General features: G+C 38.6%; 26 protein-coding genes. 10 read left to right on the plus strand and 16 right to left on the minus strand.

Features of this window, described 5'->3' with window-relative positions; translation table 11 throughout:
• Nucleotides 1–223: 223 nt before the first annotated feature.
• Nucleotides 224–517, plus strand: a complete 294-nt coding sequence (locus AC3WJG_RS00005) for a DUF3817 domain-containing protein (protein WP_098778950.1) — start codon at nt 224–226, stop codon at nt 515–517.
• A gap of 47 nt (nt 518–564) precedes the next feature.
• Here the strand turns inward: AC3WJG_RS00005 and AC3WJG_RS00010 are convergent, their stop codons facing one another.
• Nucleotides 565–939 carry a DUF7674 family protein gene (locus AC3WJG_RS00010; RefSeq protein ID WP_098524743.1) on the minus strand — a complete coding sequence of 125 codons (375 nt, stop codon included), beginning with the start codon at nt 937–939 and terminating at the stop codon, nt 565–567.
• A gap of 75 nt (nt 940–1,014) precedes the next feature.
• Nucleotides 1,015–2,292 (minus strand): imidazolonepropionase, encoded by a 1,278-nt coding sequence (hutI, locus tag AC3WJG_RS00015; protein WP_492587844.1) that lies wholly within the window; start codon nt 2,290–2,292, stop codon nt 1,015–1,017.
• A gap of 413 nt (nt 2,293–2,705) precedes the next feature.
• Here hutI and AC3WJG_RS00020 point away from each other — a divergent pair, with 413 nt between their 5' ends.
• The gene (locus tag AC3WJG_RS00020) at nt 2,706–2,969 is read left to right on the plus strand and encodes a hypothetical protein (protein WP_013057818.1); all 264 of its coding nucleotides are present in this window, start codon (nt 2,706–2,708) and stop codon (nt 2,967–2,969) included.
• Between the two features lie 34 nt (nt 2,970–3,003).
• Here AC3WJG_RS00020 and AC3WJG_RS00025 read toward each other — a convergent pair whose 3' ends face one another.
• From AC3WJG_RS00025 to AC3WJG_RS00035, 3 genes are all read right to left on the minus strand, one after another.
• Nucleotides 3,004–3,831 carry an LCP family protein gene (locus AC3WJG_RS00025; RefSeq protein ID WP_098524745.1) on the minus strand — a complete coding sequence of 276 codons (828 nt, stop codon included), beginning with the start codon at nt 3,829–3,831 and terminating at the stop codon, nt 3,004–3,006.
• A 133-nt stretch (nt 3,832–3,964) separates the two neighbouring features.
• Nucleotides 3,965–4,507: a GNAT family N-acetyltransferase gene (locus AC3WJG_RS00030; protein ID WP_028409223.1), complete on the minus strand. Its 543-nt coding sequence runs from the start codon at nt 4,505–4,507 to the stop codon at nt 3,965–3,967.
• 100 nt (nt 4,508–4,607) lie between these two features.
• Nucleotides 4,608–5,021, minus strand: a complete 414-nt coding sequence (locus AC3WJG_RS00035) for a hypothetical protein (RefSeq protein WP_098524746.1) — start codon at nt 5,019–5,021, stop codon at nt 4,608–4,610.
• Between the two features lie 181 nt (nt 5,022–5,202).
• Between AC3WJG_RS00035 and AC3WJG_RS00040 the strand changes: the two genes are divergently transcribed.
• Together AC3WJG_RS00040 and AC3WJG_RS00045 are read left to right on the plus strand one after the other, a co-directional pair.
• On the plus strand, nt 5,203–5,982 hold the full coding sequence (locus tag AC3WJG_RS00040; RefSeq protein WP_098524747.1) for an undecaprenyl-diphosphate phosphatase: 780 nt from the start codon (nt 5,203–5,205) through the stop codon (nt 5,980–5,982).
• A gap of 1 nt (nt 5,983) precedes the next feature.
• Nucleotides 5,984–6,322, plus strand: coding sequence for a hypothetical protein (locus AC3WJG_RS00045; protein WP_028409226.1), 339 nt, complete (start codon nt 5,984–5,986; stop codon nt 6,320–6,322).
• 29 nt (nt 6,323–6,351) lie between these two features.
• Here the strand turns inward: AC3WJG_RS00045 and qoxD are convergent, their stop codons facing one another.
• The 7 genes from qoxD to AC3WJG_RS00080 all read right to left on the minus strand — a co-directional run bounded on the left by qoxD (nt 6,352) and on the right by AC3WJG_RS00080 (nt 12,646).
• Nucleotides 6,352–6,660, minus strand: coding sequence for a cytochrome aa3 quinol oxidase subunit IV (qoxD, locus tag AC3WJG_RS00050; protein WP_013057824.1), 309 nt, complete (start codon nt 6,658–6,660; stop codon nt 6,352–6,354).
• Nucleotides 6,661–6,663: 3 nt separating this feature from the next.
• Nucleotides 6,664–7,272: a cytochrome aa3 quinol oxidase subunit III gene (gene qoxC / locus AC3WJG_RS00055; protein ID WP_013057825.1), complete on the minus strand. Its 609-nt coding sequence runs from the start codon at nt 7,270–7,272 to the stop codon at nt 6,664–6,666.
• Nucleotides 7,272–9,215 carry a cytochrome aa3 quinol oxidase subunit I gene (gene qoxB, locus AC3WJG_RS00060; protein ID WP_013083896.1) on the minus strand — a complete coding sequence of 648 codons (1,944 nt, stop codon included), beginning with the start codon at nt 9,213–9,215 and terminating at the stop codon, nt 7,272–7,274. The genes qoxC and qoxB overlap by 1 nt, the downstream gene beginning before the upstream one ends.
• A 46-nt stretch (nt 9,216–9,261) precedes the next feature.
• Nucleotides 9,262–10,215, minus strand: a complete 954-nt coding sequence (qoxA, locus tag AC3WJG_RS00065; RefSeq protein ID WP_013057827.1) for a cytochrome aa3 quinol oxidase subunit II — start codon at nt 10,213–10,215, stop codon at nt 9,262–9,264.
• 565 nt (nt 10,216–10,780) lie between these two features.
• On the minus strand, nt 10,781–11,359 hold the full coding sequence (locus AC3WJG_RS00070) for a hypothetical protein (RefSeq protein WP_025751110.1): 579 nt from the start codon (nt 11,357–11,359) through the stop codon (nt 10,781–10,783).
• 307 nt (nt 11,360–11,666) lie between these two features.
• Nucleotides 11,667–12,014 carry a rhodanese-like domain-containing protein gene (locus AC3WJG_RS00075; protein ID WP_028409228.1) on the minus strand — a complete coding sequence of 116 codons (348 nt, stop codon included), beginning with the start codon at nt 12,012–12,014 and terminating at the stop codon, nt 11,667–11,669.
• A gap of 479 nt (nt 12,015–12,493) precedes the next feature.
• Complete coding sequence (locus tag AC3WJG_RS00080; protein ID WP_169305203.1) at nt 12,494–12,646, minus strand: hypothetical protein; 153 nt, start codon at nt 12,644–12,646, stop codon at nt 12,494–12,496.
• Between the two features lie 504 nt (nt 12,647–13,150).
• On the opposite strand from AC3WJG_RS00080, the gene AC3WJG_RS00085 reads away from it, so the two are divergent.
• The 6 genes from AC3WJG_RS00085 to AC3WJG_RS00110 all read left to right on the plus strand — a co-directional run bounded on the left by AC3WJG_RS00085 (nt 13,151) and on the right by AC3WJG_RS00110 (nt 18,645).
• Nucleotides 13,151–13,582 carry a PAS domain-containing protein gene (locus AC3WJG_RS00085; protein ID WP_028409230.1) on the plus strand — a complete coding sequence of 144 codons (432 nt, stop codon included), beginning with the start codon at nt 13,151–13,153 and terminating at the stop codon, nt 13,580–13,582.
• A gap of 299 nt (nt 13,583–13,881) precedes the next feature.
• Nucleotides 13,882–14,241, plus strand: coding sequence for an ArsR/SmtB family transcription factor (locus tag AC3WJG_RS00090; protein ID WP_013057833.1), 360 nt, complete (start codon nt 13,882–13,884; stop codon nt 14,239–14,241).
• A 31-nt stretch (nt 14,242–14,272) separates the two neighbouring features.
• The gene (locus tag AC3WJG_RS00095; RefSeq protein WP_337134125.1) at nt 14,273–16,834 is read left to right on the plus strand and encodes a heavy metal translocating P-type ATPase; all 2,562 of its coding nucleotides are present in this window, start codon (nt 14,273–14,275) and stop codon (nt 16,832–16,834) included.
• Nucleotides 16,835–16,892: 58 nt separating this feature from the next.
• Nucleotides 16,893–17,513 carry a class I SAM-dependent methyltransferase gene (locus AC3WJG_RS00100; RefSeq protein WP_098524749.1) on the plus strand — a complete coding sequence of 207 codons (621 nt, stop codon included), beginning with the start codon at nt 16,893–16,895 and terminating at the stop codon, nt 17,511–17,513.
• Nucleotides 17,514–17,597: 84 nt separating this feature from the next.
• Nucleotides 17,598–18,104: a PCYCGC motif-containing (lipo)protein gene (locus AC3WJG_RS00105; protein WP_028409232.1), complete on the plus strand. Its 507-nt coding sequence runs from the start codon at nt 17,598–17,600 to the stop codon at nt 18,102–18,104.
• 223 nt (nt 18,105–18,327) lie between these two features.
• A complete protein-coding gene (locus AC3WJG_RS00110) occupies nt 18,328–18,645 on the plus strand; it encodes a DUF3243 domain-containing protein (protein ID WP_013083905.1) in 318 nt (105 codons plus the stop codon).
• Between the two features lie 12 nt (nt 18,646–18,657).
• Here AC3WJG_RS00110 and AC3WJG_RS00115 read toward each other — a convergent pair whose 3' ends face one another.
• The 4 genes from AC3WJG_RS00115 to AC3WJG_RS00130 all read right to left on the minus strand — a co-directional run bounded on the left by AC3WJG_RS00115 (nt 18,658) and on the right by AC3WJG_RS00130 (nt 23,587).
• Nucleotides 18,658–19,503 (minus strand): N-acetylmuramoyl-L-alanine amidase family protein, encoded by an 846-nt coding sequence (locus AC3WJG_RS00115; RefSeq protein WP_098332004.1) that lies wholly within the window; start codon nt 19,501–19,503, stop codon nt 18,658–18,660.
• Nucleotides 19,504–19,947: 444 nt separating this feature from the next.
• A complete protein-coding gene (locus AC3WJG_RS00120) occupies nt 19,948–20,571 on the minus strand; it encodes a LysE family translocator (RefSeq protein ID WP_337134127.1) in 624 nt (207 codons plus the stop codon).
• A 432-nt stretch (nt 20,572–21,003) separates the two neighbouring features.
• Nucleotides 21,004–22,647, minus strand: a complete 1,644-nt coding sequence (gene aimA / locus AC3WJG_RS00125; RefSeq protein WP_028409234.1) for a glutamate/serine transporter AimA — start codon at nt 22,645–22,647, stop codon at nt 21,004–21,006.
• 382 nt (nt 22,648–23,029) lie between these two features.
• Nucleotides 23,030–23,587 (minus strand): thioredoxin family protein, encoded by a 558-nt coding sequence (locus tag AC3WJG_RS00130; RefSeq protein WP_026106641.1) that lies wholly within the window; start codon nt 23,585–23,587, stop codon nt 23,030–23,032.
• Between the last annotated feature and the right edge of the window lie 32 nt (nt 23,588–23,619).

Raw genomic sequence — 23,619 nt, forward strand, 5'->3', positions numbered from 1 at the left:
TATAAAATAATTAAAATAACTTGTCAACACGTAGTGTGCTTCTTTATCCCTTGCATCACAAGAGTATGTCAGTTTTTTAAACCAAACACTTCTATAGAGCAAATTAAAGCGTTTTCGACTTTTTTGTGACAGATACAAATGATGCTTGTATATGAAGAGCCCGCTATGGTACATTTTTGTCATTGATACAGAAATTTATTCCGTCGTTACGGGAGGAGAAAACATGGTTCTTACATCACCAATCGGTCGCCTGCGTTTAGTAGGAATTTTAGAAGGAATTTCATTTTTACTGCTGCTTGGCATTGCTATGCCCCTAAAATATGCAGCAGGCATACCAGAAGCTGTATCAGTTGTAGGCGCAGCACACGGTGCACTTTTTGTGCTGTATGCTTTTGCAGTCGTTCATGTAAAATTCGCGCATAAATGGTCAATCGGCCGCTCTTTGTTTGCATTTCTTATGTCGGTTATTCCGTTCGGCCCTTTTATTTTGGAGAGACAGCTGAAAAAAGAACAGTAAAAGAAAAGAACGTCACGGACATCATGTTCCCATGACGTTCTTTTTCCTTACTGTTCACCACTGTTTTCGCTAAAATGGTCAATCGTTTTCCACCACTTCAGTGAGTGAGGTTTTAATAGCATTCCAATTTCTTCTGGGCTAATTTGCTGATCTATAATCATTTCATGCATTGCTTGAAAGAGTCCCGTTGTAACAGCTTCTTTCACATCAGCTTCACCTTCTATATACAGCTGTTCAATCGCTTCAAATACGTCCGGTTCACGCTGGAGCTGGCCGTTATATTCTAGAGAGATTAAATGACCCGCAACTCGGCTTAATTCATGCTGCAGCTCTTCTTTATCGTTGAGGTCCACTTCTTCGCTTGGCTCAAAAGATGGGCAAGCTTCTTTTAGTAATGGAATAACATTTTGTTTTGTAATCATATCTAAATTCCCTGCCTTTGCATGTGTAACAAATTCTCTATTCTTTACCCTTTTCTCTTTTTCTATAAACTTGTTTTACAAAACTTTTCCGTTTTCTACAACTACTTCTCCCTTTTTCACTACGCTATCAATATGATTTAAGCCATACTGATACTGAAGGGTTCGATAACTAGAGACATTAAAAATCGCTAAGTCAGCCTGTTTTCCTGCTTCAATACTCCCAATCTTATCTCCTTGATTAATAGCATGAGCTGCGTTAATAGTTGTGGCTACAAGCACTTCTTCAGGACTCATGTTCATATTCATACATGCCAGGTTCATCACAAATTGCTGTGAAGTCGTTGGAGATGAACCTGGATTGCAGTCTGTAGAAAGAGTAACCGGAACGCCTAAATCGATCATTTTTCTAGCATCTGGCCATTTCATTCCAACAAATAAGGAATTCCCCGGTAAAAGGGTCGCTACGATCCGTTTTTCAGCCAGTTTCTTTAATCCTTCATCAGAAGCATACAAAAGATAATCTGCTGATATCGCTCCTACCTCTGCTGCGAGCTCCGCTCCTCTGCAGTATTCAAAGGGGTCGGCATGTATTTTAGGAAGCATGCCATGGCTTTTCCCGGCTTCTAGTATTTCTTGACATTGTTTGAATGAAAAAGCATTTGGAAGACATACAGCATCATTAAATGCTGCAAGCTTATAAGAAGAAATTTGAGGAATCATTTCGTGAATAAGTAAATTGACGTATTTCTGCGTATCTCTTTTATATGCTAAAGGTACGACGTGTGCTCCTAAGAAGGTGCTTATGACATCAACTGCGTGTGTATCATTCAGCATTTTAGCGATTTGCAGCTGCTTTAGTTCTGTTTCTAGTTCTAAGCCATATCCGCTTTTCACTTCTACAGTTGTGACTCCGTGAGCTAGAAAAGACGTAAGACGCTCATAGCTCTGCTGATAAATCCGGTACGCATATTCTTCCTGTGTTTGAACGACAGTGGAGTGAATACCTCGACCTTCTTCTAATAAATCCAAGTAAGAAGTTGGTCTTTCAAATCGCCTATAAAATTCTTCTTCACGCGATCCAGCGTACACAGCGTGTGTATGGGGATCAACCAGACCCGGAGTTACAATTTTGTGAGAAGCATCAATAATCGTTGCGTCCTTCCTGTCTCTTTCATATTTTTGTTCTAGCTCTTTTGTTGTACCTACGGTCACAATTTGATCTCCTTCTATCCAGACTGAGCCATTTTCAATCACCGTCAAGTTTCTCATTTCTTTTCCAGCTAAAGGACCTTTATTTTCTTTGGCCGTTACAACTTGCGAAGCATTTTTAATCCACAGCGCTTTTTTGGACATCGTTGAATTTCCCCCTTTTCTAGCGTGTACCACGTTTTGGGGCTCCATGTTTACCGTAAACTCATTTAGATTCACCTACACATTTCGCACCTCTGCCTTCTTTCTTGTAGGTAGAAATTCGAAAAAGCATGTCCATGGTCTGAAAAGCGTGTTTTTAAGTCTTTAAAGCTAGATAACTTATATTTTTTTCAATTACATACGCTTTTAGACCCTTTTTTTCTCCGTTTTCTTACTTATTGACTCTTGTTTTATACAGATATATCCTTATATACTAAATCTTTTATCACATGTATTTTATAAACATCACGGCAAGTTCCCATCAACAGGATAAATAATAGATTTCTAGGAAGAGAACGTTTATAATATTCTTTGAAGTTTTACTTTTAGAAAGATTCACTAATGGAGGAAGAAATATGATTGTCAACTATAAAAACCAAGCAACCGGCCATCGCATGAATAACGGCTGGAATCTTTTCTATGCGTCAAACTTAACGATGTGGCGCAAAGATGAAAAGTATTTGCTTTTAGATGAAAACCAAGATGTAGTGATGATCTTTGGCTTTAAAAAAGACGAAATCATTCTAGATAAATTGCAAACGTGGGGCTATACATTTGGTGTCCATCCAGAGAAAAAACAAATTTCCTGCTTGCAGCGTCAAGAAGAAATTGGTGAATAAAAAGAGGGCTGAATTTTTTCAGCCCTCTTTTTTATTAATGGGTTTGTTGAAACATAGCGCTCAGCTGCTTTTTTTCAGATGCTTTTACAACATAATACCATGTACCATCTACTATTTGTCCTTCTCCTTTTACCGTTACCGTTTCGAAATCAGGCCGTCCATTCTTAATGACGTTATACATCGTAAATGCATCGCTGACATCAATATTCGTTTGGATATGCTTTTTTGCGAGCGTGAGAAGACTTGGGATATTTTTCACAGTTGACATGTTCATTCCTTTATCTAATAGAGCTTCCACCACTTGACGCTGGCGATTGTTTCTTCCTAAATCACCTTTTGGGTCTTCATGTCTCATCCGCACATAGGCAAGAGCTTTTTCACCGTTCAACGCATTTTCTCCTTCAGGAAAAATAAATGAATCAAAGACAAAAGGAAACGGGTTATTCACGTTCACGCCGCCAAGTTCATCGACTACATCTTTGAACCCCTCCATATTTACTTTCACATAGTAGTCAACGTCAATATTTAAAAAATTCTCAACCGTGCGCACGGTTAAAGGAATGCCTCCGTATCGATAAGCATGATTAATTTTCTCATCCGTTCCTTTTCCATCAATGTGCACGCGCGTATCTCTAGGGATCGGCATAACCTTTGCTTTATTATGGCTTTTATCTAAATTGACCACCATTAATACATCTGAGCGGCCCGTATCGCCTGGCCTTTCATCTACGCCCATCACCAGTACATTAAACGAATGAGGCTGCTCTTTAGCAGATGTTTGATGCTGATAGACAATTCCAAACCCAGCGGTTCCTAAAAGCAACATACATGCCGCTAAGATGCCTACTTTGTATTTTTTCATTCATACGGCCTCCTTTACACATCACTTACTCTCTATATGCCTTAATGAATGAAAATTTATACCTTCTTGAGGAAATTTAAGCACACGTCAAAAAAGCCGGCTTGTTGGGAAGCTGGCTTTTCACTAGTAGATGTTAGCTTGATTTTTGATGCACATCACGCTGTGCCCATTCACTTTCTAGCATACTCATTTCAATTAAGCTCCAGTACTGTCCATCTACAAGCCGGACATCTCGAAGAAGGCCTTCACGTGTAAATCCAATTCGTTCATAAGACTGAATCGCCCGCTCGTTAAAATCAAAAACGCCGAGCGAAATTCGGTGAAGACCCAGTTCTTCAAAACCGAAAGCTAACACTTTTTCAAACATGTGCGAGCAAAGCCCTTTTCCTCTATACTTTTCACCAAGCAGCACTCGGCCAATTCTTCCTGTTTTATGATAATAATCAATGTGAGCCAGAGAAATATGCCCAATAAGCTGTTCATTGTCATCTATGACAGAAAAAGCATAGGTAGAAGCACCATCTTCATTTGCATATCGAATGTAGTGTTTTAACTGTCTAGGAGTAAGCGGAAAAGAAAAGCTAGAGCCGCTCCATTGCACCATAAATGACTCGGAGGGAATCCAATCCATTAGCTGTTTAAAGTCTTTTTTGGAGAATGGTCGTAGAGCTATCACATAATTCTCCCCCTTATTATTTCTGACTTTTCTAAATATATTACATTTATCATAATAAACTGTCAACTGTCTATGTAAAAAAAGCCATCATTTCGATGACTTATAGCTGTAATGCTTTTCTGAGAAGAGTTAAATCATGAGTAAATTCAAAAAAATAGGTTCTATTTTCATTGTCAAATACCATCATGACTGGCTTTTGATTCGGCTCAAGAACAAAAATAACTTCACTTGCCAGCGTGTTGACCGCACTATTTTCAATTTTTACGGCTGGATCAAGAGGTACTTTAACAAGATAGCCTTTTTTAGGAAGCGGACTTGCCTTTTTATATAAACCAGTAATGGACGCAATACTTTTTTCGGCTTCTTTTTGAACACTGGGAGGTTTGAGCGTTGAACGAACGACTCTGCCCGTTTCAATTTGAAATATCTCTACTTTTGGCTGTTCGGCACTTACTGCCTGTGGAAAAATAAAAGCAGCGAATACGACGCATACAGCAACCCATTTTCGTATCATTTTTAGCACCTCTTTCCATTGTGGATGAGATGGAGATAAGAATGGTCGTCTCTTCTTATACTATGACCTATTTTTATGTATTTATTTCACTAAATGAATGCCTATACTTCCATGTTTTTGTCATGTTCTCAGAACTTACTCTATACACTACTAATAAGGACACGCTGTATGAGGTGATAAGATGTCGTGGTTTGAAGCATTTATTTTGGGAATCATTCAGGGGCTTACAGAGTTTTTACCGATAAGCAGCACGGGGCATTTATATTTAGGGCGCCACTTATTTGGCTTAGACGATGCAGGATTGTATTTAGATACGATGCTGCATATAGGCACTCTGCTTGCTGTGTTTGTCTTTTATAAGCGTGAGCTATGGCATATTATTCGTCATCCCTTTAGCAAGCTTACAGGGCTTTTAGTGATAGGAACGATCCCTGCAGTTGCGATTGGTCTTTTGTTCAAGGACTATTTTGACAGTATTTCGAAATCTGGTTTAACGATCGGCTGGGAATTTCTTGTGACGGGACTGCTGTTATGGTTTGGTGATTCCGTAAAAAATGGCTATAAAAAAATGGACCATATTTCATACGGAGATGCCTTTTTTATCGGCTCGTTTCAAGCAGCTGCGATATTCCCTGCTGTATCTCGTTCTGGCTTAACGATGGTAGCTGCGTTAATGCGAAAATTAGACCGTGAAACAGCCGCTTACTTTTCATTTTTATTGTCGACTCCCGCCATTTGCGGAGCGGTGTTACTTCAATTAAAAGATGTAGTCACAGGTGAAGTCGAGCAGCTTTCCGTTTTCTTTTTATTCGTCGCCACCCTTTCATCTGCTTTATTTGGTTATGTAGCGGTAAAATGGATGATCAATTATTTAAAGCATCATTCATTAAAAACGTTTGCAATTTACGTTTGGATATTGGGTGCAGTCGTACTGGTTTGTCAGTTTATGGGGGTGTTTTAAAATGAAAATGAAAGTCCGGACGCTTTTTTTAGTATTGTTTTTTGCCGGCATTTTAGTCGTGACAAGCTATGTTGATAACAATTCCCAGCAGTCGTTTGACAGCTTATCTCACCTTTCACTTGATGGAGGAGCTGTTGAAACCTCTGCAGATGAAGACGAGGCAGAACAATTAAATATGTCAGTCAAAGAAGTTCATGTTAAAACAGAAAAAAGAGGCGGATACCGAATTGAAGTGTACGAACAAGTAAATATTTATAGCGATGATAAAGGAAAAGTAGTAAAAAAAGTTCCCACGGGAGAATATCAAACGTTGAAATATAAACTGAATGAAAAAAAATAAACCACTTACCGAAGTAAGTGGTTTTATTTTTAATGGTTAAAGTGAGCTGCAAGAATCCACAGTGTACCAACAACGATACAAAGTGCAATAAAGAAACTGTAAAGAATATTTGCAACCTGTACTTTACCATTTTCACTTTCAGTCATGTGCATGAACATTACTAGCTGCATTGCTGCTTGTAATAACGCTAGGATCATGATAAGAGTCATCGTAATGCTTCTTGATAGATCAGCTAGCACTACTAAACCAAGCGCTGCGAATGTTAAGGCTAGTGAAAGGATAAGCCCAAATACATGACTAAGCGGAAAACCTGCTTTTTGGCCTTGTTTATTTTCCATGTCTTATCCCACCAATCCGTTCAAGTATACAAGCGTGAAGATGAAGATCCATACAACATCAAGGAAATGCCAGTATAAACCGATAATAAATACTTTACGAGCAGTAACTGGTGTTAATCCTCGTCTTACTAATTGAATAATAATACTGATTGCCCAGAATACACCGACTGTTACGTGAAGACCGTGCGTTCCAAGTAGTGTAAAGAACCCTGATAAGAAGGCACTTGTTTGCATTGTCGCACCTTCGTGAACTGCGTACATGTAAAACTCACGAATTTCGTAGAAAAGGAATCCTCCACCAAGCACAAGCGTAATAACGAACCAAACTAAAAGTCCTTTTAAATCATTATTACGCATTTTAAAGATGGCAATTCCCATCGTGAAACTACTGAATAGTAGTAACAGCGTTTCGATCATAAAATCTTTAACAACGAACAGTTCTTCTGCAGTAGGGCCACCCGCTGTGCGCGTATGGTACGTTAAGTACGTTACGAACAGCGTAGAGAACAACGCGATCTCGGCACCTAAGAAAATCCAGAATCCAAGGATATTCAGGCGACTTTGTTCTTCTTGGTATTCTAACGGCAATGATTTATCTAAATGTCCTGCCATTATTTGTCACCCCCTGTAATTCCTTCAACCTTCTTGATTTCATCTACTTTTACATAGAAGCCCGGATCATAATCAAATGAACGAGCAAGCATACAAGCAAAAATACCTGCTAATCCAACGATTGCCATTGGAATCCATTCAAATACTAAGCCAAATCCACCGATAAACCAGAAAATACCTGAGATAAACGGCACACCAGAGTTGCTTGGTAAGTGAATTGGTTTTAAGTCTTCTGCTTTAATTTCTGTTTCATTACGTTTTTTCATGTGCCAGAATGCATCCATCTCTTTCACATGAGGAATTACTGCAAAGTTGTAAGCTTGAACTGGTGATTTAGTCCACCACTCAAGTGTACGGCCATCCCAAGGATCGTTTGCAGTGTCGCGTTTGTTTTTCCATGCACTGTATAATAAGTTAACTACTAATACGAAGAAGCCAAGACCCATTAAGAATGCACCGATTGTTGAAACTAAGTTTAATCCGTTCCACCCAAGGTTGTCTGCATAAGTTTGCATACGACGAGTCATACCGTCTAAACCTAGGAAGAATTGTGGGAAGAAACATACGTTAAATCCAACAACAAAAATCCAGAATGAAATTTTTCCTAATTTTTCGTTCAACGTGTGACCGAAAATCTTTGGATACCAGAAGTATAAACCTGCGAAACAGCCAAACACTGTACCAGAGATTAATACATAGTGGAAGTGAGCGATTAGGAAGTAACTGTTATGATATTGATAATCGGCTGATGCCATCGCAAGCATAACCCCTGTTACCCCACCGATTACGAAGTTTGGAATAAACGCTAATGACCAAAGCATCGCAGTCGTAAATTTGATACGGCCTTTATACATTGTAAAGAGCCAGTTAAAGATTTTAACTCCGGTTGGTACGGCGATTAACATCGTTGTGATTGAGAAGAACGAGTTAACTGACGGTGAGTTACCCATTGTAAAGAAGTGATGCACCCATACAAGGTAACTTAAGAATGCGATACCGACCATTGATACAACCATTGCTTTATAACCGAATAAGTTCTTACGAGAATGTGTACTGATAACTTCTGAGAAGACACCGAATACCGGTAAAATAACGATATATACTTCAGGGTGACCCCAAATCCAGAATAAGTTAGCCCACATCATTGGAAGACCGCCGTTAGCCATTGTAAAGAAGGCTGTTCCGAATACACGGTCAAGTGTCATAAGTGCAAGCGCTACTGTTAATACAGGGAACGCGAAAATAATAATAATTGATGTGATGAAGATTGACCAAGTAAACATTGGCATTTTCATCATTGTCATGCCAGGGGCACGCATTTTTAAGATTGTTACAAAGAAGTTGATACCAGTCATTAATGTACCAGCACCAGCAATCTGTAGTGAAACGGCATAGAAGTTATTTCCGATACCTTCACTGAATTCTTTACCTGCAAGCGGGAAGTAACTTGTCCAACCTGCATCAGGAGCTCCTCCGATTACGAAAGAAAGGTTAAATAGCATTGCTCCCATAAAGAATGTCCAGAAACTAATTGCGTTTAAGAACGGATATGCTACGTCACGCGCACCAATTTGTAATGGAACGATTACGTTCATTAGTCCGATAATAAATGGCATTGCCATGAATAAGATCATGATAACACCGTGAGCCGTGAAGACTCCGTTGTAGTGATGTTCATCTAAAATGTTCATACCCGGGAATGCAAGCTGCATACGCATCATGATTCCATCGATTCCGCCGCGGAAAAGCATTAATACAGCTGAAAGGATGTACATGACACCGAGTCTTTTATGGTCAACTGTTGTTAACCATTCTGTCCATAACCATTTCCATTTCTTGAAATATGTTAAGACAAAAACGATACCGATGACCGTCATAGCGATTGCTGCATCAGCAGCGTAAATCATAGGTTCGCCAGTGACGAAAAATTCATCTAGCTTCATTATGTCTTCCCCCAATCATTACGTTATTTAGTGTAATAAATGAATGTTATTCATGATTTGAGTGATCCATGTTTTCCATTTCTTCATTACTCGTTTTTTCGTCTTCTTTCATCTTGCTGTGATCATGTCCTGTACCACGTTCTAGCTCTTTGCCAGGAATGTATACATCTTTTGCATGGTCAATCCATTTTAAATGTGTACCGTTGTAAGTTTGACGACCAACAACGCCCGGGCTTAGGATTTGATCATATTTCTTTTCAGTCAATTTACCAGCTGTACCTTTTACGTCACTAACCCACTCTTTGAAGTCTTTGTCCGTTTGAGCTTGAACTTCGAACTGCATTTGAGTGAAATGTTCACCAGAGAAGTTAGCACTACGTCCCATATAAGAACCAGGCTTATCAGCTTCTAAGTATAATGGCATTGACATGTTGTTCATCGAATATTTTTGTCCGCCAAGTTCTGGTACCCAGAATGAGTTCATAGGCCCTTGAGCTGTTAACTCAAATTTCACTGGCGTATCCGCTGGAATGTTTACGTAGTTAACCGTCTCAATATTTTGTTCCGGATAACTGAAAATCCATTTCCAGTTTGCAGATGTAACGTGAATCACGATTGGATCTTTATCCTTTGATTCTGCCGGTACTTCTTCTGCAGAATAGATCGCTTTAACAGTTGGCACTGCTAATAGAATTAAGATGATGATTGGGAATGCTGTCCAAATAACCTCCATTTTTAAGTTACCTTCTTGCTCAGGTGGCTCATAGTCCATGTTTTCAGGTTTTTCACGATATTTGACAAGAACAAATATAAAAATAGCAAATACGACAACAACCACGATCAACATCATCCACATAGACCAAATGATTAAATCAGATTGCGTTTTTGCAACAGGACCTTGCGGGTTCAATACAGCAAGCTTTGAACAACCGCTCAAAAATACTAGTGAAAGCGCAGATAGTAAACCTACTAGCTTCCAAAATCCTTTTTTTGGTTTCACTTAAAACTCTCCTTTCTAACAACACATGATGCGAAGCCTATATTGATGAACATTCAAAATGCGCTATCTTTCGCTAGATAACGACATTTTTATACAGACTCTCTTCCCCCTTATTTGTAGGCCACTACTATTGTAATACAAAATGACATTTTTTTCGTCCCTTTTGCTTTATTTTTTTATATTAAAAATATTCTAATATAGTGACTGTACCAATGGGGTTAGAGTGCTTCAACCTTGCGATATTCTATCACATAATTTGGTATGAATAAATGTAAATAAAAGGATTCAGCTCCCATTTCTTAACTATTTCTTTAGGAATAACTGCAAAATTAGCTTTGTATGTTCGCTTCAACATTGATATATCAATACACATCGACATAATTGAATATTTTGTGACAAATTTTCAAAGAAAATGTGACGCCCTGTATGAAACTTATTTTGCCCGTTAATTCCCCTTTACTTTGTAGCAAATATTTGATTTTTTTGCTTAAAATTCTTTCTTTCGAAAATATGAACAAAACGTGAATTTTTTTAAAAAGCTTTTATTATAGAAAAAAGCTGCGTGTTATTCACGCAGCTCCTGATCCATAAATTCTTTAACGGTGATATCATCCCCTGCTTTATCCAGCAGCGTTGTCGTTGCTGGAAACGGATGCTTAATATGACTCGGTATCTTTTCATACAGCACAAAATAATCACTTTTTGGGACCGCGGCATCAATTGTATATGTATCGTGCACCAAAGCCGCCTTTACTCGCTCAATTTGTTTACTTCTATTTGTTCCTGTAAACAGAGCATATGTTCCTTTATTTGTATGGATATCATCATAATCCACTAAATTGCTCATTTTGGTACTGACTTCAATACGCAGGCGTTTGTTCCATCCTTGCTTCAATACGGCCATTCCTTCTTTATCACCAGGTATGGAGAATAAGGCTATGTATGTATTAGAGTGATCAACCCGTTTAAAATCTTGCAGCGTAATCTTTGCAGAACCATCAATACTTTCTTTATGCTCCCAATTTCGCAAATGCTGCTGCACACTTGCAGCATTGTTTTCAATCGGATATCGAATCATCTCATACGCAACAATTACAACCGCTATACAAATGAACAGAAATAGCAACCGCTTTATCTTTCGCACATCTATTCACCTTCCTTAGCTTACTCCCCTTTTATGTAATTGCCTAAATTATAACTGCCTATTAAACCTCTGTCTATGCACTAGGAGAACTACGTTTTTTTTTACCACAAAAGGGATTTTTCAAACCTTTTGTCATGAAAATACGCTAAAAGACTCAGTAGCTGTTGAACCAAAAGAAACCGTTCCCTGCCCCCTTCTCATCTTCATAACAAAAAAAGATACCCGTTTTGACACAGGTATCTTTCAGCTTATATATCACAGATTTCCAAAAGGAAACCTTATAAAGGGTCATTTGCTGTTCTTTTTATTACACACATCTTTCCGCACACATGTATCCCTTGACCTGATACCCATGTTTTTTGAGCTGCCGAATGCTTAAATTTCGGGAAATGCTGTCAGGAACAATTACGACCACTTCTTTATATGGAATTTCCTCATGCTGTCTCTCTAAATAAGGAAGCGGAATATGGATTGCTTTTTGACAGGGGTTTTGTTTCATTTCATGAAAATGACGAACATCTACATACGAAATCGTTGTAGAAGCACAGTCGGCGGTCGTCACTTTTTTTATTCCCTGCACCGGCACATAGCGTTTATAAAAACTGTAACAAATTAATAAAAGTAAAATACCTATGCTCATATATAGTATCGCCATGTTTTCCTCCCAATTAATTTCTATACCCCTGTATGTATACTATATTCAAAAGAAAGAATCAACACAGAAGCACTCTATCTCATTTCTCTCTGAAAGAAAAATGGTCTTTTTACACTTTATTATGAAACCACAATAAAGTGACGAAATCAATCATTATTTATTTTGATTTTTCGAAAGATTTAAATACTAGTAAACAGATCGTTTTTTCTTATTATAATGAAGAAACGCAGAATTTTTATTTTCATTTCCCCTTTTCTTTCCCGTTAAAACTGAGGTTCGCTTATGAGTAATACATTAGAACTAATGTTGCACAAGCGTCAGAAAAATGATTCTAAAAGTGAAGGAAGCGAGATAGCTTAGTATGAACACGTGAAGCGAGAAACTATATTATGATTGGCTCAGAAAAATACAAGTTAACTTAAAAATGCGATATACACCAAAAAAGAAAGCTTCGGAAACGAAAGCTTTCCTTTTTTAGATTAATCTCCATCAAGGTTTGCCCGACAATTGTTATGAGACAAAGAGGTACTTTGTGCTTCATGCTGTTTTTTCTCACCCTGCATTGTCATATCACCTTTTTCCGTTCTTCCTTTAGCGATGTGTTTAGTTTTATTTCCTTGGTTTAATGTCATGTTCATTCCCCTTTCTGGTGGATATAGTGTATGAAAATAACTCACACGCCATAAGAGGAAATGATATGAAAAAGCCCCTCTTAAATTGAGTGAGCTTTCTGCCTAAAACTGCTTTTCCTTTTATTGCTGAATCCGCATGAAAGGATATTCTCTATTTTAAACGTTCGCTTCTCGTTCCTTAGTAAGCACCAAGCTTTTACGCTCTGAGGATAAATTTTATACACAATAATAAATCGCTGTGTCAAACATCCTTTATCGTCCATATAAATAATTTCAACAGGTCGTTTTGAAGAGTAGCTTTCTTGAAGTAGCTGTCGCATAGAATTCGCTCCTTTAATTTTCAGTTTATCGAACATACGTTCTTTTTTCAAGTGTTTTAAACTGAATAGTTCTTTAGGTTTTACAGCTTAAACCGGGGAAAAGCATGGGGAAAATAATAAAAATCATACAAATATTAGGTAATTGTGATATGGTAAAAGAGATTACTTAAGTTGGGAGAGGTGCATGATGGAAAGTAACATACTTAAATGGATCCCCGTTCCTTACTTTCAATTAAATCAAGAAGGTGAAATCCTTCATTTTTCTAGTCAAGCACATTCTTATTTTTCTTCAGTCTCCAGTCTGTGGAGCATTATTCATAAAGACGACCGGAAACAAGCAATCTGGATGCTGTCACAGCACTCCTCATCTAACCCCATCATCAGGCATTTGCGTTTGAGAACGAGCGAGGATACATTTGTAAATTTTAAGTGCACGATTCATTGGAAAAATGGTGTAGGGCATTTAGTATGTACCGAGAAGAAGAATGTCAAGGATCCGTTAGATGTTGTATTATCTGCTCAATCCTATTTAGAAAACTCAGACAAACGATTAAAAGAATCGGACAAGGTGTTAAATAATGCAGCAGATTTATTATTTAACCGATTAAAACACTAATTAAGTAAACAAAGTCTAAGCTATATTTCATTATTTCTATCATTTTTAAAATCATTAAAAGGCTACCTACAGGGGTGGCTTTTTGTTTTGTTCTGCATGTAAAGTCATTCTCTTTTCGCCCGCACCATTTAGTACAGAGTACATACACTAATAGGCATACTCTCCATATTTATTCTTCCTATATTTATGTTTTGCTCAGAAAAAAATTCCGAATACTCAATAAATGTTTGAACATTTTTAAAAATTGACATATATTATAAACAAACAATCATTTGAACGTTTGAATGAAGGAGGAAATCATGCCAAAAGACCGCTGTGATATTTATTGTTTTAATGAAGAAAAAGTAAATCGTATTAAGCCTGCCATCGATGCCGAAGCTGTTCAAGGGGTTTCTGCCCTGTTCAAAGCGTTAGGAGATGAAACGAGGCTTAAAATTGTCTTGGCTCTGTATAAAGGCGAGGAATTATGTGTATGTGACGTAGCCAATATTGTAGGCTCTACAGTTGCGACTGCTTCTCATCACTTAAGACTGCTGCGTAATATAGGAATTGCCAATTATCGCAAAGAAGGAAAGTTAGCTTTTTATTCTTTAAGAGATGCACATATTAAACAAGTAATTGATATCATGTTTGCTAAAAAAGAAGACGTAACCATTTAAGTTTTTTTTACCGTATAGGGAGTGGGACACAATGAAACACGAAGATAAAAAAAATCATCAGCATACCGGAAGCTGCTGCAGCGGATCTTCTTCAACAGAAATTGAAAGCAAGACCTGCTGCTCCTCTTCTTCAGAAGCCGCTTCTACTGAAGAGCCTTCTTCCTGTGGCACAAAGAGTCATGAACACAGTCACAGCTGCTGTTCAGATACGATTGCGTTAACGACCGATAAAGGCCAGCATTCTTGCTGCAGTGATCACGATATAGTACCAGGCGACAGTGACATAGAAGAAACGGCTGCATACCGCGTATATGGAATGGATTGCCCTTCCTGCGCCGCGACGATTGAAAAAAGTTTAAAAACATTAAACGATATTCAACACGTAACCCTCAACTATAATACAGGAAAGCTCCAGGTAGCGGCGGCAAGTGAGTCAGCTCTGTCACTCATTCCAAGCTCAGTAGAAAAACTAGGGTTTAACATTGAGGCTATCCCATCAAATAAAAAAATGAAAACGTATTTGATTGAAGGAATGGACTGCGCGGCTTGTGCGAACACGATTGTGAATCATTTAAAAACAGTTCCTGCTGTCAAAGATGTACGCGTTAACTTTTCAACGGGAAAAGCACAAATTGAGCACGATAACGAAGCCGATGACATTATTAAAGAAGTATCTAAAGCTGGGTATACCGCTACTTTAGTAACCAGCAGCAGGCAGTCTGCTGAGTCGCGGCACCATAAAGGGCAAAATGGACCGATTGTTTTTTCGGGTATTTTCATCGCATTAGGTTTTATCGGTTCTCATACAGGAGTTGCTTCTTATATGACAACTGTACTCTACGCTATTGCCATGATTGTCAGCGGATATAAGCCGGCTAAAAGTGCTTATTACGGAATTAAAAGCCGTTCTTTAGACATGAATGTTTTAATGACCGTTGCAGCACTTGGAGCAGCTGTTATTGGGGAATGGCTTGAAGGTGCTACGGTCGTTTGGCTATTTGCTTTAGGTGTTGCTCTGCAAACAAGGTCGATTGAACAAACAAGAAACTCGATACGAGGTTTGATGAACTTAGCTCCTTCTGAAGCATGGGTGAAAGAAAACGGCCAGCTGATTAAAAAAGCAGCGGAAGATATTTCAATCGGCACTGTGATTGTCGTAAAGCCAGGAGACCGAATTCCGCTAGATGGTGAAATTATAAACGGCGAATCCAGTATCAACCAAGCTCCTATTACAGGCGAATCTATTCCAGTTGATAAAGTAATCGGTGATACGGTTTATGCAGGCACCATTAACGAAAGCGGATCGTTAGAAATTAAGGTAACAAAGCTAGTGGAAGATACGACGATTTCTAAAATTATTCATTTAGTGGAAGAAGCACAGGAGAAAAAAGCGCCTACTCAAGCATTTGTTGATAAATTTGCAACCATTTACACGCCTATCGTCTTTATTTTAGCTTTATTCATTATGGTCATCCCTCCCCTTTTTGATGGTGCATGGAGTGACTGGTTTTACAAGGGGCTTGAATTATTAGTTGTGGCTTGTCCATGTGCGCTAGTCATTTCTACTCCCGTGGCCATTGTATCTGCGATTGGAAACGCGGCGAAAAATGGCGTGCTCATTAAAGGCGGGACGTTTTTAGAAAAAGCTGGTGCAATCAATGCAATTGCTTTTGATAAAACAGGAACGCTGACAGAAGGCAAACCAGCTGTTTCAGAGGTTGTTTCCCTTGCTGCTGAAGAAAATCAGCTTTTAGCGATAACAAAAACGCTTGAAGACTATTCGAATCACCCCATTGCCCGTGCTATCGTGGATTATGCAGAGGAGAAAAAAGTCGGTTCTTTACAAGGATCAAATTTTAAAATCCTTACAGGAAAAGGCGTGCAGGCAACAATTCAAGAAACGGTTTATTACGCAGGTAATGCAAAATTATTCTCAGATTTAGAAACACCTCTATCCCACTGCTGGTCTCATATTGAAAAGCTTCAAAACGAAGGTAAAACGATTATTATTGTCGGAACAGCTAAAAGTGTTCTAGGTATTATTAGCGTAGCTGATACCATCAGACATACAACCGTATCTGCTTTAGAAAGCCTCAAACAAAACGGTATGCAGCAAATTGTGATGTTGACTGGTGATAACGAAGGAACAGCTAAAATGATTGCTTCTCAGTCTCGGATAGACCGCTATTTCGCCGATTTGCTGCCTGAAGACAAAGTGAAAGCCATACAGCAGCTTCAACATGAAGGGTATCAAACGGCTATGGTTGGAGATGGAATTAATGACGCCCCTGCCCTCGCAACTGCTGATCTCGGCATTGCAATGGGCGGAGCTGGTACTGATACGGCCATGGAAACAGCTGATATTGTTCTCATGGCAGACAATTTAGAAAAGCTTCCTCATACGATGAAGCTAAGCCGCAAAGCATTAGCTGTCATCAAACAAAACATTTGGTTTTCTATTATTGTTAAAGTCATCGCCTTAGCCTTTATCTTCCCAGGGTGGCTTACTCTATGGATTGCCGTCTTAAGCGATACAGGAGCAGCGCTACTTGTTATTTTAAACAGTCTTCGCTTACTCAAAATGAAAAATTAAATGTAATCCATAAGCTTTCCAGCAGGCGTTGGAAAGCTTATTTTCTAGGAGGGTTTACGTGAATAACCGCTGGAATCAATTTATTTATAAGTGTTGGGCTCCTTTTTATGATGCGTTTTTTAATAACGGGATGTTTTATCGAGCCAGAAAAAAAGTCTTTCAAGACGTCTACTTTTCATCTGAACAGCGCATTTTATTTGTAGGTGTTGGAACGGGTGCAGATTTAGCTTTTATTCCTCATGAAGTAAATGTAACAGCCATCGACTATTCCAGTGAAATGCTTCAAAAAGCAAAAGATAAATACAAAAATCCATCTATAACCTTCCACCAAATGGACGCTCAGCAGCTAACATTCGACTCTTTTTCGTTTGATGTAGTTGTAGCAAGCTTAATTCTTAGCGTAGTCCCTGATGCGGAGCAAGCTTTAAAAGAAATGACAAGAGTAGTAAAGCCTAAGGGAACTATCCTGATTTTTGATAAATTTGAAACTAAAAAAAAATCAGCGGCTTTTCCTAAAAAAATATTCCGCCCTTTCGTAAAATTACTAGGAACGGATATTGGACTCTCTTTTGAACATGTGTTTGAAGCAAGCCGAGATCAGCTTATCTTGAAGGAGAATTCAAGCGTCATGTTGAAAGGTATGTATCGGAAAATTATTTTGCAGAAAGTTGATGAATGACTTCAAAGACGAATGATGCCTGTTTAACATGATAGGTCTACATATTATTGTCTAGCTTTAATTGAAGAAAGGATGAACATTTTGATGATAAAATCAAAGGTCATAACAGTTGTTCTTGCAGCAAGCATGGTCTCCGGCTGCGGAAACGAAAGTAAAGAAAGTTCAGGCGGCAAACGTACAGAAGCAACACAACATAAAGAACATCAGCAGCACACATTAGGTGATAAGCGAGAAGAAACAAAAAATAGTGAAACTCTTCCCTCTTTTCTAAGTGACAAGCCCGAAGACATGCAGCTTATTTATGCAGCCGCTGCTAAGCATCAAACCTTACTAGAAAACATTCCTTGCTACTGCGGATGTGGAGAAGAAGCTAATCATCAAAACAACTACGACTGTTTTATCTTCGGAAACAAAGAAAACGGGGCAGTGACGTGGGATGATCACGGAACAAAATGCGGCGTCTGTTTAGAAATAGCGGCTCAAGCTGTAGTAGACTACAGCAAAGGCAAAAGCATCGAAGACATTCGCCAAGAAATCGATGATAAATATAAGGAAGGCTATGCCCCGCCTACTCCTACGCCCCAGGTATGATGCTTCAGTATAAAATAAAAATTAGTAAAAGACTTTGATTTCTTTATTCAAAGTCTTTTTTGTCATTTTACTATTGGTTGATAAAATCTCGGTTGACCTCACCTTTTTAAGTCCTTGTAAAACGCCATAATGTAAAAATAACACATTTGGACGTTTATTTACTGAATCCTCAGGGAATATGCTTTCTAACACCCAAATATAACCATGAGAGGAGAAAAAAACTATGAGTAATTCTGTAGAAACAAATCATTCAGCAAAAGTTGAAGGAGCAATTAATTCTATGAGCGAGGAGAAAAAAGAGGATATTCTCTCTAGCTTCGAAGGATTTAAAAGTTATCTAGGAGACAAGGTCTCAAAAGGCGAAAAGTTAGGGATGAATGAAGAACAGCTTGCTAAAACAGCTCAAAAAGTAGCTGATTACCTTGCCAAACATGAAGAGCCGCGCAATCGAGAGGAAAACCTGCTTCACGAACTGTGGAAGGTTGGAGACAAAGAACAGCAGCATCACCTTGCCCATATGCTTGTAAGATTAGTTCAATAAATAAAAAAGATATTAAACAGCTGGAATGATAATTTGCTGGCCAATTTGTAATTTTGCAGGATCTACGCCAGGATTTGCATCCTGCAGCTGCTGAACGGTCATGCTATATTTTTTCGCAATGCTATAAAACGTATCTCCTGCTTGTACAGTATACGTAGTGACAGGAAGAACAATTTGCTGACCAATTTGCAGTTTTGCAGGATCTACGCCAGGATTTGCATCCTGCAGCTGCTGAACGGTGATATTATACTTCTTTGCAATGCTATAAAATGTATCTCCAGATTGAATGGTATAGAATGTAACTCCATTAGAAGGTAAGTTTAAATACTTAGCAATTCCACGCGCGTGTGCTTCGCCCACTTCTCGAAGAAACGTCGCGTTTTTTAATTTTTCAGCATCGGCTGTCGTATCGATAAACAAGTTTTCTGATAAAACAGCTGGCATATTTGTTTCACGCAGTACAGCGTAATTAGCCGTTTTTAAGCCGCGATCTGCAATCGTCCCAAATTTGCGCATGGTTGGTAAAATCTCCGTGTGCAGCTCTTTTTGTAAAAGAGAAGATTGACTTCCCTCTTGTGATGGATACCGATACGTTTCAAACCCAGTACCTTCTCCAGCATTAATGTGCATAGAAACAAAAATATCCGCTCCCCATGCATTAGCCCGATTCGCTCGATCTGATAATGAAACAAACACATCGGTTGAACGGGTTACTTGAACATCTACGGAATAGTTATGTTCTAAATACGCTCGCGCGTGTAGTACAAGCTGCAGCGTAATATCTTTTTCACGCAAATTATTTCCTAAAGCGCCTGAATCTGTACCGCCGTGTCCTGCATCTAGCCATACTTTTTTCATGTGAACCTTTCCTTTCAATCATAATATGAAAGAACTTGTGATTAACACCGGCTTTGCCTGATGTGTTATCTCTCATTCTATATATATATGTGATTGGACAAGAAGGGTTCGTCCCCTTAAAACATTCAAAAAAACTCACACAAGAAAGCAGGATTTCGCTAGGTATTCTCCGCTGTTTTAAAGCACAAAATAAAGACGGATAAATGAGCTAGCGTGAATCTCATTACACCGCTGTTGATTTCCGTGCAAGAATTCGCTTTCCGCAAGAGCCTTCTCCTTGCCCTCCAATCACCAGCTAGAAGCAACTGCATACATGAAACCTGCTTTTACCATAGACATAAAAAATCCGAACGAATTGGATTTATCGTTCGGATCTCCCTTTAACTAACTTATGTCAACGCCTTTTAATAGAGATAAAAAGCAGGTTCGCCGTCTTATCTTCTGCTATTTCTCACTAAAAGCGATTTTTAAGCCAATAAGCGTAAAGATAGAGCCTTGCACGAGATTAAGCCGCTTAGACAGCGCCGGAGATTTTCGCAAAAACTCCCCTACTTTCCCTGCAAATAGACTAATTAACGCAAAAATAATCAGCGCTTGAACTAAAAATACGGCGCCGTAAACGAGCATTTGCTGTGTGGCGTGTCCGGTTGAATGATTAACAAACTGAGGTAAAAGAGCAAGGAAAAAAAGCGAAACTTTTGGATTTAGCAGATTCATAATCACTCCTTTTTTATATAGCACCTTGTACTCAACCGCTTCTTTGTTTTCAACAGCGAGAGCTGAATCTTTTGCTGTAAACGTCTTATAAGCCAGATATAATAAATAAGCTGCTCCAGCGTATTTTACAATAGCAAACGCTAAAGCCGATTGATAGATAACAGCCGATAGACCCAATGTTGCTGCAGCTATATGACCAAGCAAGCCCGTACAAAGCCCTAATGAAGTCGAGATTCCTGCATATCTACCGTTTGATATGCTTTGTGCTAAAACAAATAAGTTATCAGGTCCAGGCATAACCGTAAGCAAAGCGGCTACGCCTAAAAAAGAAGTGATTGATACGATATCCATAAGTCGTTCTCCCCCTGCATGATTTTGCCAACCATTATAACATTTTTTACCATCTAGTATTCAAAAAAATAAAATTCATCCACAAAAGAAGAGGCTGACACATAACTAAATCAATCTAATCTAAAAACAAACAAATTGGATACATCAGCTGGACTGCTTGTTACACCGCAGTTGATTTCCGTGCAAGGCTTCGCTTTCCGCGGGCGGCCAGTGAGCCTCCTCGTCGCTTGCGCTTCTGCGGGGTCTCACCTATTCCGCTTTTCCCGCAGGAGTCTTCGCCTTGCCCTCCAATTAACTGCTAGAACCAGCTATACATATAAAATCTTTATTCAACATAACAACAAAAAAACACGAACTACCAATCAAAAAATAATTAATAGTTCGCATTTGACTTCAACTGAAATACTTTTGTCCCAGCCTCATTTTTACTACTTATTTAATTTGTTTTTCTATGATCTGTTCTTTAGCTGAGGCAGTCTGTGCTTCCGCTGCTTTCATTTCATTATTAACGTCGATGGCTTCTTTTAAATACTCGGTTTTGTATCCGCTTTTAAGTGCCCAAGCATAAAAGAATAGTGAAACAATTGCAATAAGACCCATATCCCAGCCGTATTTAATAATATTGAGTCCCCCGAATTTTTCACTTCCTATCCAAGAAATTGTCATCATACATAATAAGTAGACAATCATCCAAACGCCGGCTCGGAAGTTTTGACCAAAGCCTTTCCATTTTGATTTTGCTTGGTAGTAAAAATAAATCGGTAACCCTATTAAAATAATAAATAATACCTGTCCAGTTAACGGCCATCTTGCCCAGTAAAGAGTAAGTGAAGCAAAGATGAAGCCAAGAGGCGCTATTACATTTAACCCTTTTATACGTAAAGGTCTATAAAGATCGGTCCCCGTTTTTCTTAACGTCATAGCTGTGATAGGACCAGTAAGATATGAAATTAACGTAGCTACAGAAATAATTTCGGCTAAAATTCCCCAGCCTCTAAATAAAAATAAAAAGATGAATGAGACAAATAGATTAAAAAACATGGCTTGACGAGGAACTCCATAAAGCGGATGAACTCGTCCCAGTATATTCGGCAAATATTTATTTTTTTCCATACCATAAATCATGCGTGACGTGGTAGCTGTATACGTAATACCTGTTCCTGATGGCGATACAAAAGCATCGGCATATAACACAATGACAAGCCAGTTAATATTTAACGCAATCGCTAGATCCGCAAACGGCGAATTAAAGTTAAGATGGCTCCATCCTTTTACGATTTCTGAAGGATTTACCGCTCCAATAAACGCAATTTGAAGCAATACATAGATCACGGTTGCAATTAAAATGGAGCCGACTACTGCAATCGGAATAGAGCGACCTGGATTTTTTGCTTCTCCCGCCATATTAATAGGGCTTTGAAAACCGTTAAAAGCAAACACAATCCCAGACGTAGCAACAGCTGTCAAAACGCTTGCCCATCCATTTGGAGCAACGCCTCCTGCAGAGGAGAAGTTTCCTCCGTGAAATCCTGCGAATAAAAGAGCACCAATCGTAAGCCCTGGTATTACAATCTTGAACACGGTAATAAGTGAATTAGCTTTCGAAAATAAGCCGACGGTCCAGTAATTTAAAAGAAAATAAATGATTAATAGTCCTGTAGCAATAGCCAAGCCTTTTCCGGTAAGAATCCCGTTTTCTACTAAACTGCCTGTCCATTTCGCCCACTCCCACGGCCATGAACTCATATACTGAACAGAAGCAACGGCTTCAACAGGAATAACCGATACGATTGCAATCCAGTTTGCCCAAGCCGCAATAAAGCCAAGAAATGAGCCGTGCGAGTATTGCGTATATTTAACCATACCTCCTGCTTCTGGAAACATCGATCCTAGTTCACTGTAAGAAAGAGCTATAAATAAAATAACAACCATTCCAATAATCCAAGAAGCAATTGCTGCGGGTCCTGCAATTTGAGCAGCTCTCCATGCCCCAAACAGCCATCCTGATCCAATAATAGATCCAAGGCCGACCATCATGAGAGAAAACGTTCCCATTTTTCTATGTAAGTTATTCATGTATCTAACACCTTTCTTCTATATTTTCTGAGAAGTGAGTTATTAAGCGCTTTCATTAAATTTAAAAAATAAAATTCATTTTGAACTTTAAAAATGCTGCTTAAAAGTACTAGCCGAAAGCTTTTCCATTCATTTACGCGTCTCCTTTCTTCATTTATTATTTGTTATTATATCATCATCAAGTTAAAAAGTACGCGTTTTGAATAAAAAATATTTTTATTTTTAGAATTTTGTGCGTTTTTTCAATTAAAAGTGCGCGATTTGAACACTAACATTCATAAGGGCTGCCTTTCCATTAAAGTGATAGACAAACGATCTTGTTGCAATAGCTAGAAAAAAAGCAGGATAAAATGAAGCGCTCATTTTATCCTGCTTTTTTAAGTTATTTCACAACTGCTAAAACCGTTTCTTTAAAGCTGTTATAAACATGCGACCAAAGAGCTGGTTCTTCTTTATATCTTGTTCGTAACGAAGAAAAAACTTCTTTTTGTTTCTCTTCAAACGAAGGATCTTCTTTTGAAGGAAGCGTGGCACGAAGCTCATCGACAATTTGCTGAACTTCGGGAGCACGGGGGCCCCACTTCCCAAGTAACGTCCCTTCATTATTAAAAATTAAAATAATCGGAATAGCACGTCCTCCGTTTGTTAAGTGACGGTCAATTAATTCGGTGTCCGCATCTCGCAGTGCAACGCGCACATCAATACCGGCAGCTTCAGCTACTTTACGAATGATTGGGTTAATCATCATCGCATCTCCGCACCAATCTTCAGTAATCGCTAAGAAGTGAAGCTTGTGAGCCTTTAATTTGTCAGCCAGTCCATCTTTAGGAAGCTGAAATTGTTCATAAACAGCTAAGCTTTCCTCTTTTAATGTACTCATGTCGTTCATATATGTTTGAATTGATTTTCCTTCTTCAAAATACTGCTGTTCTGTTTTCATCAAAATCCCTCTTTCTTTTTTGTATACGAATA

The sequence above is a fragment of the Priestia sp. FW507-14D1A genome (assembly GCF_058781295.1).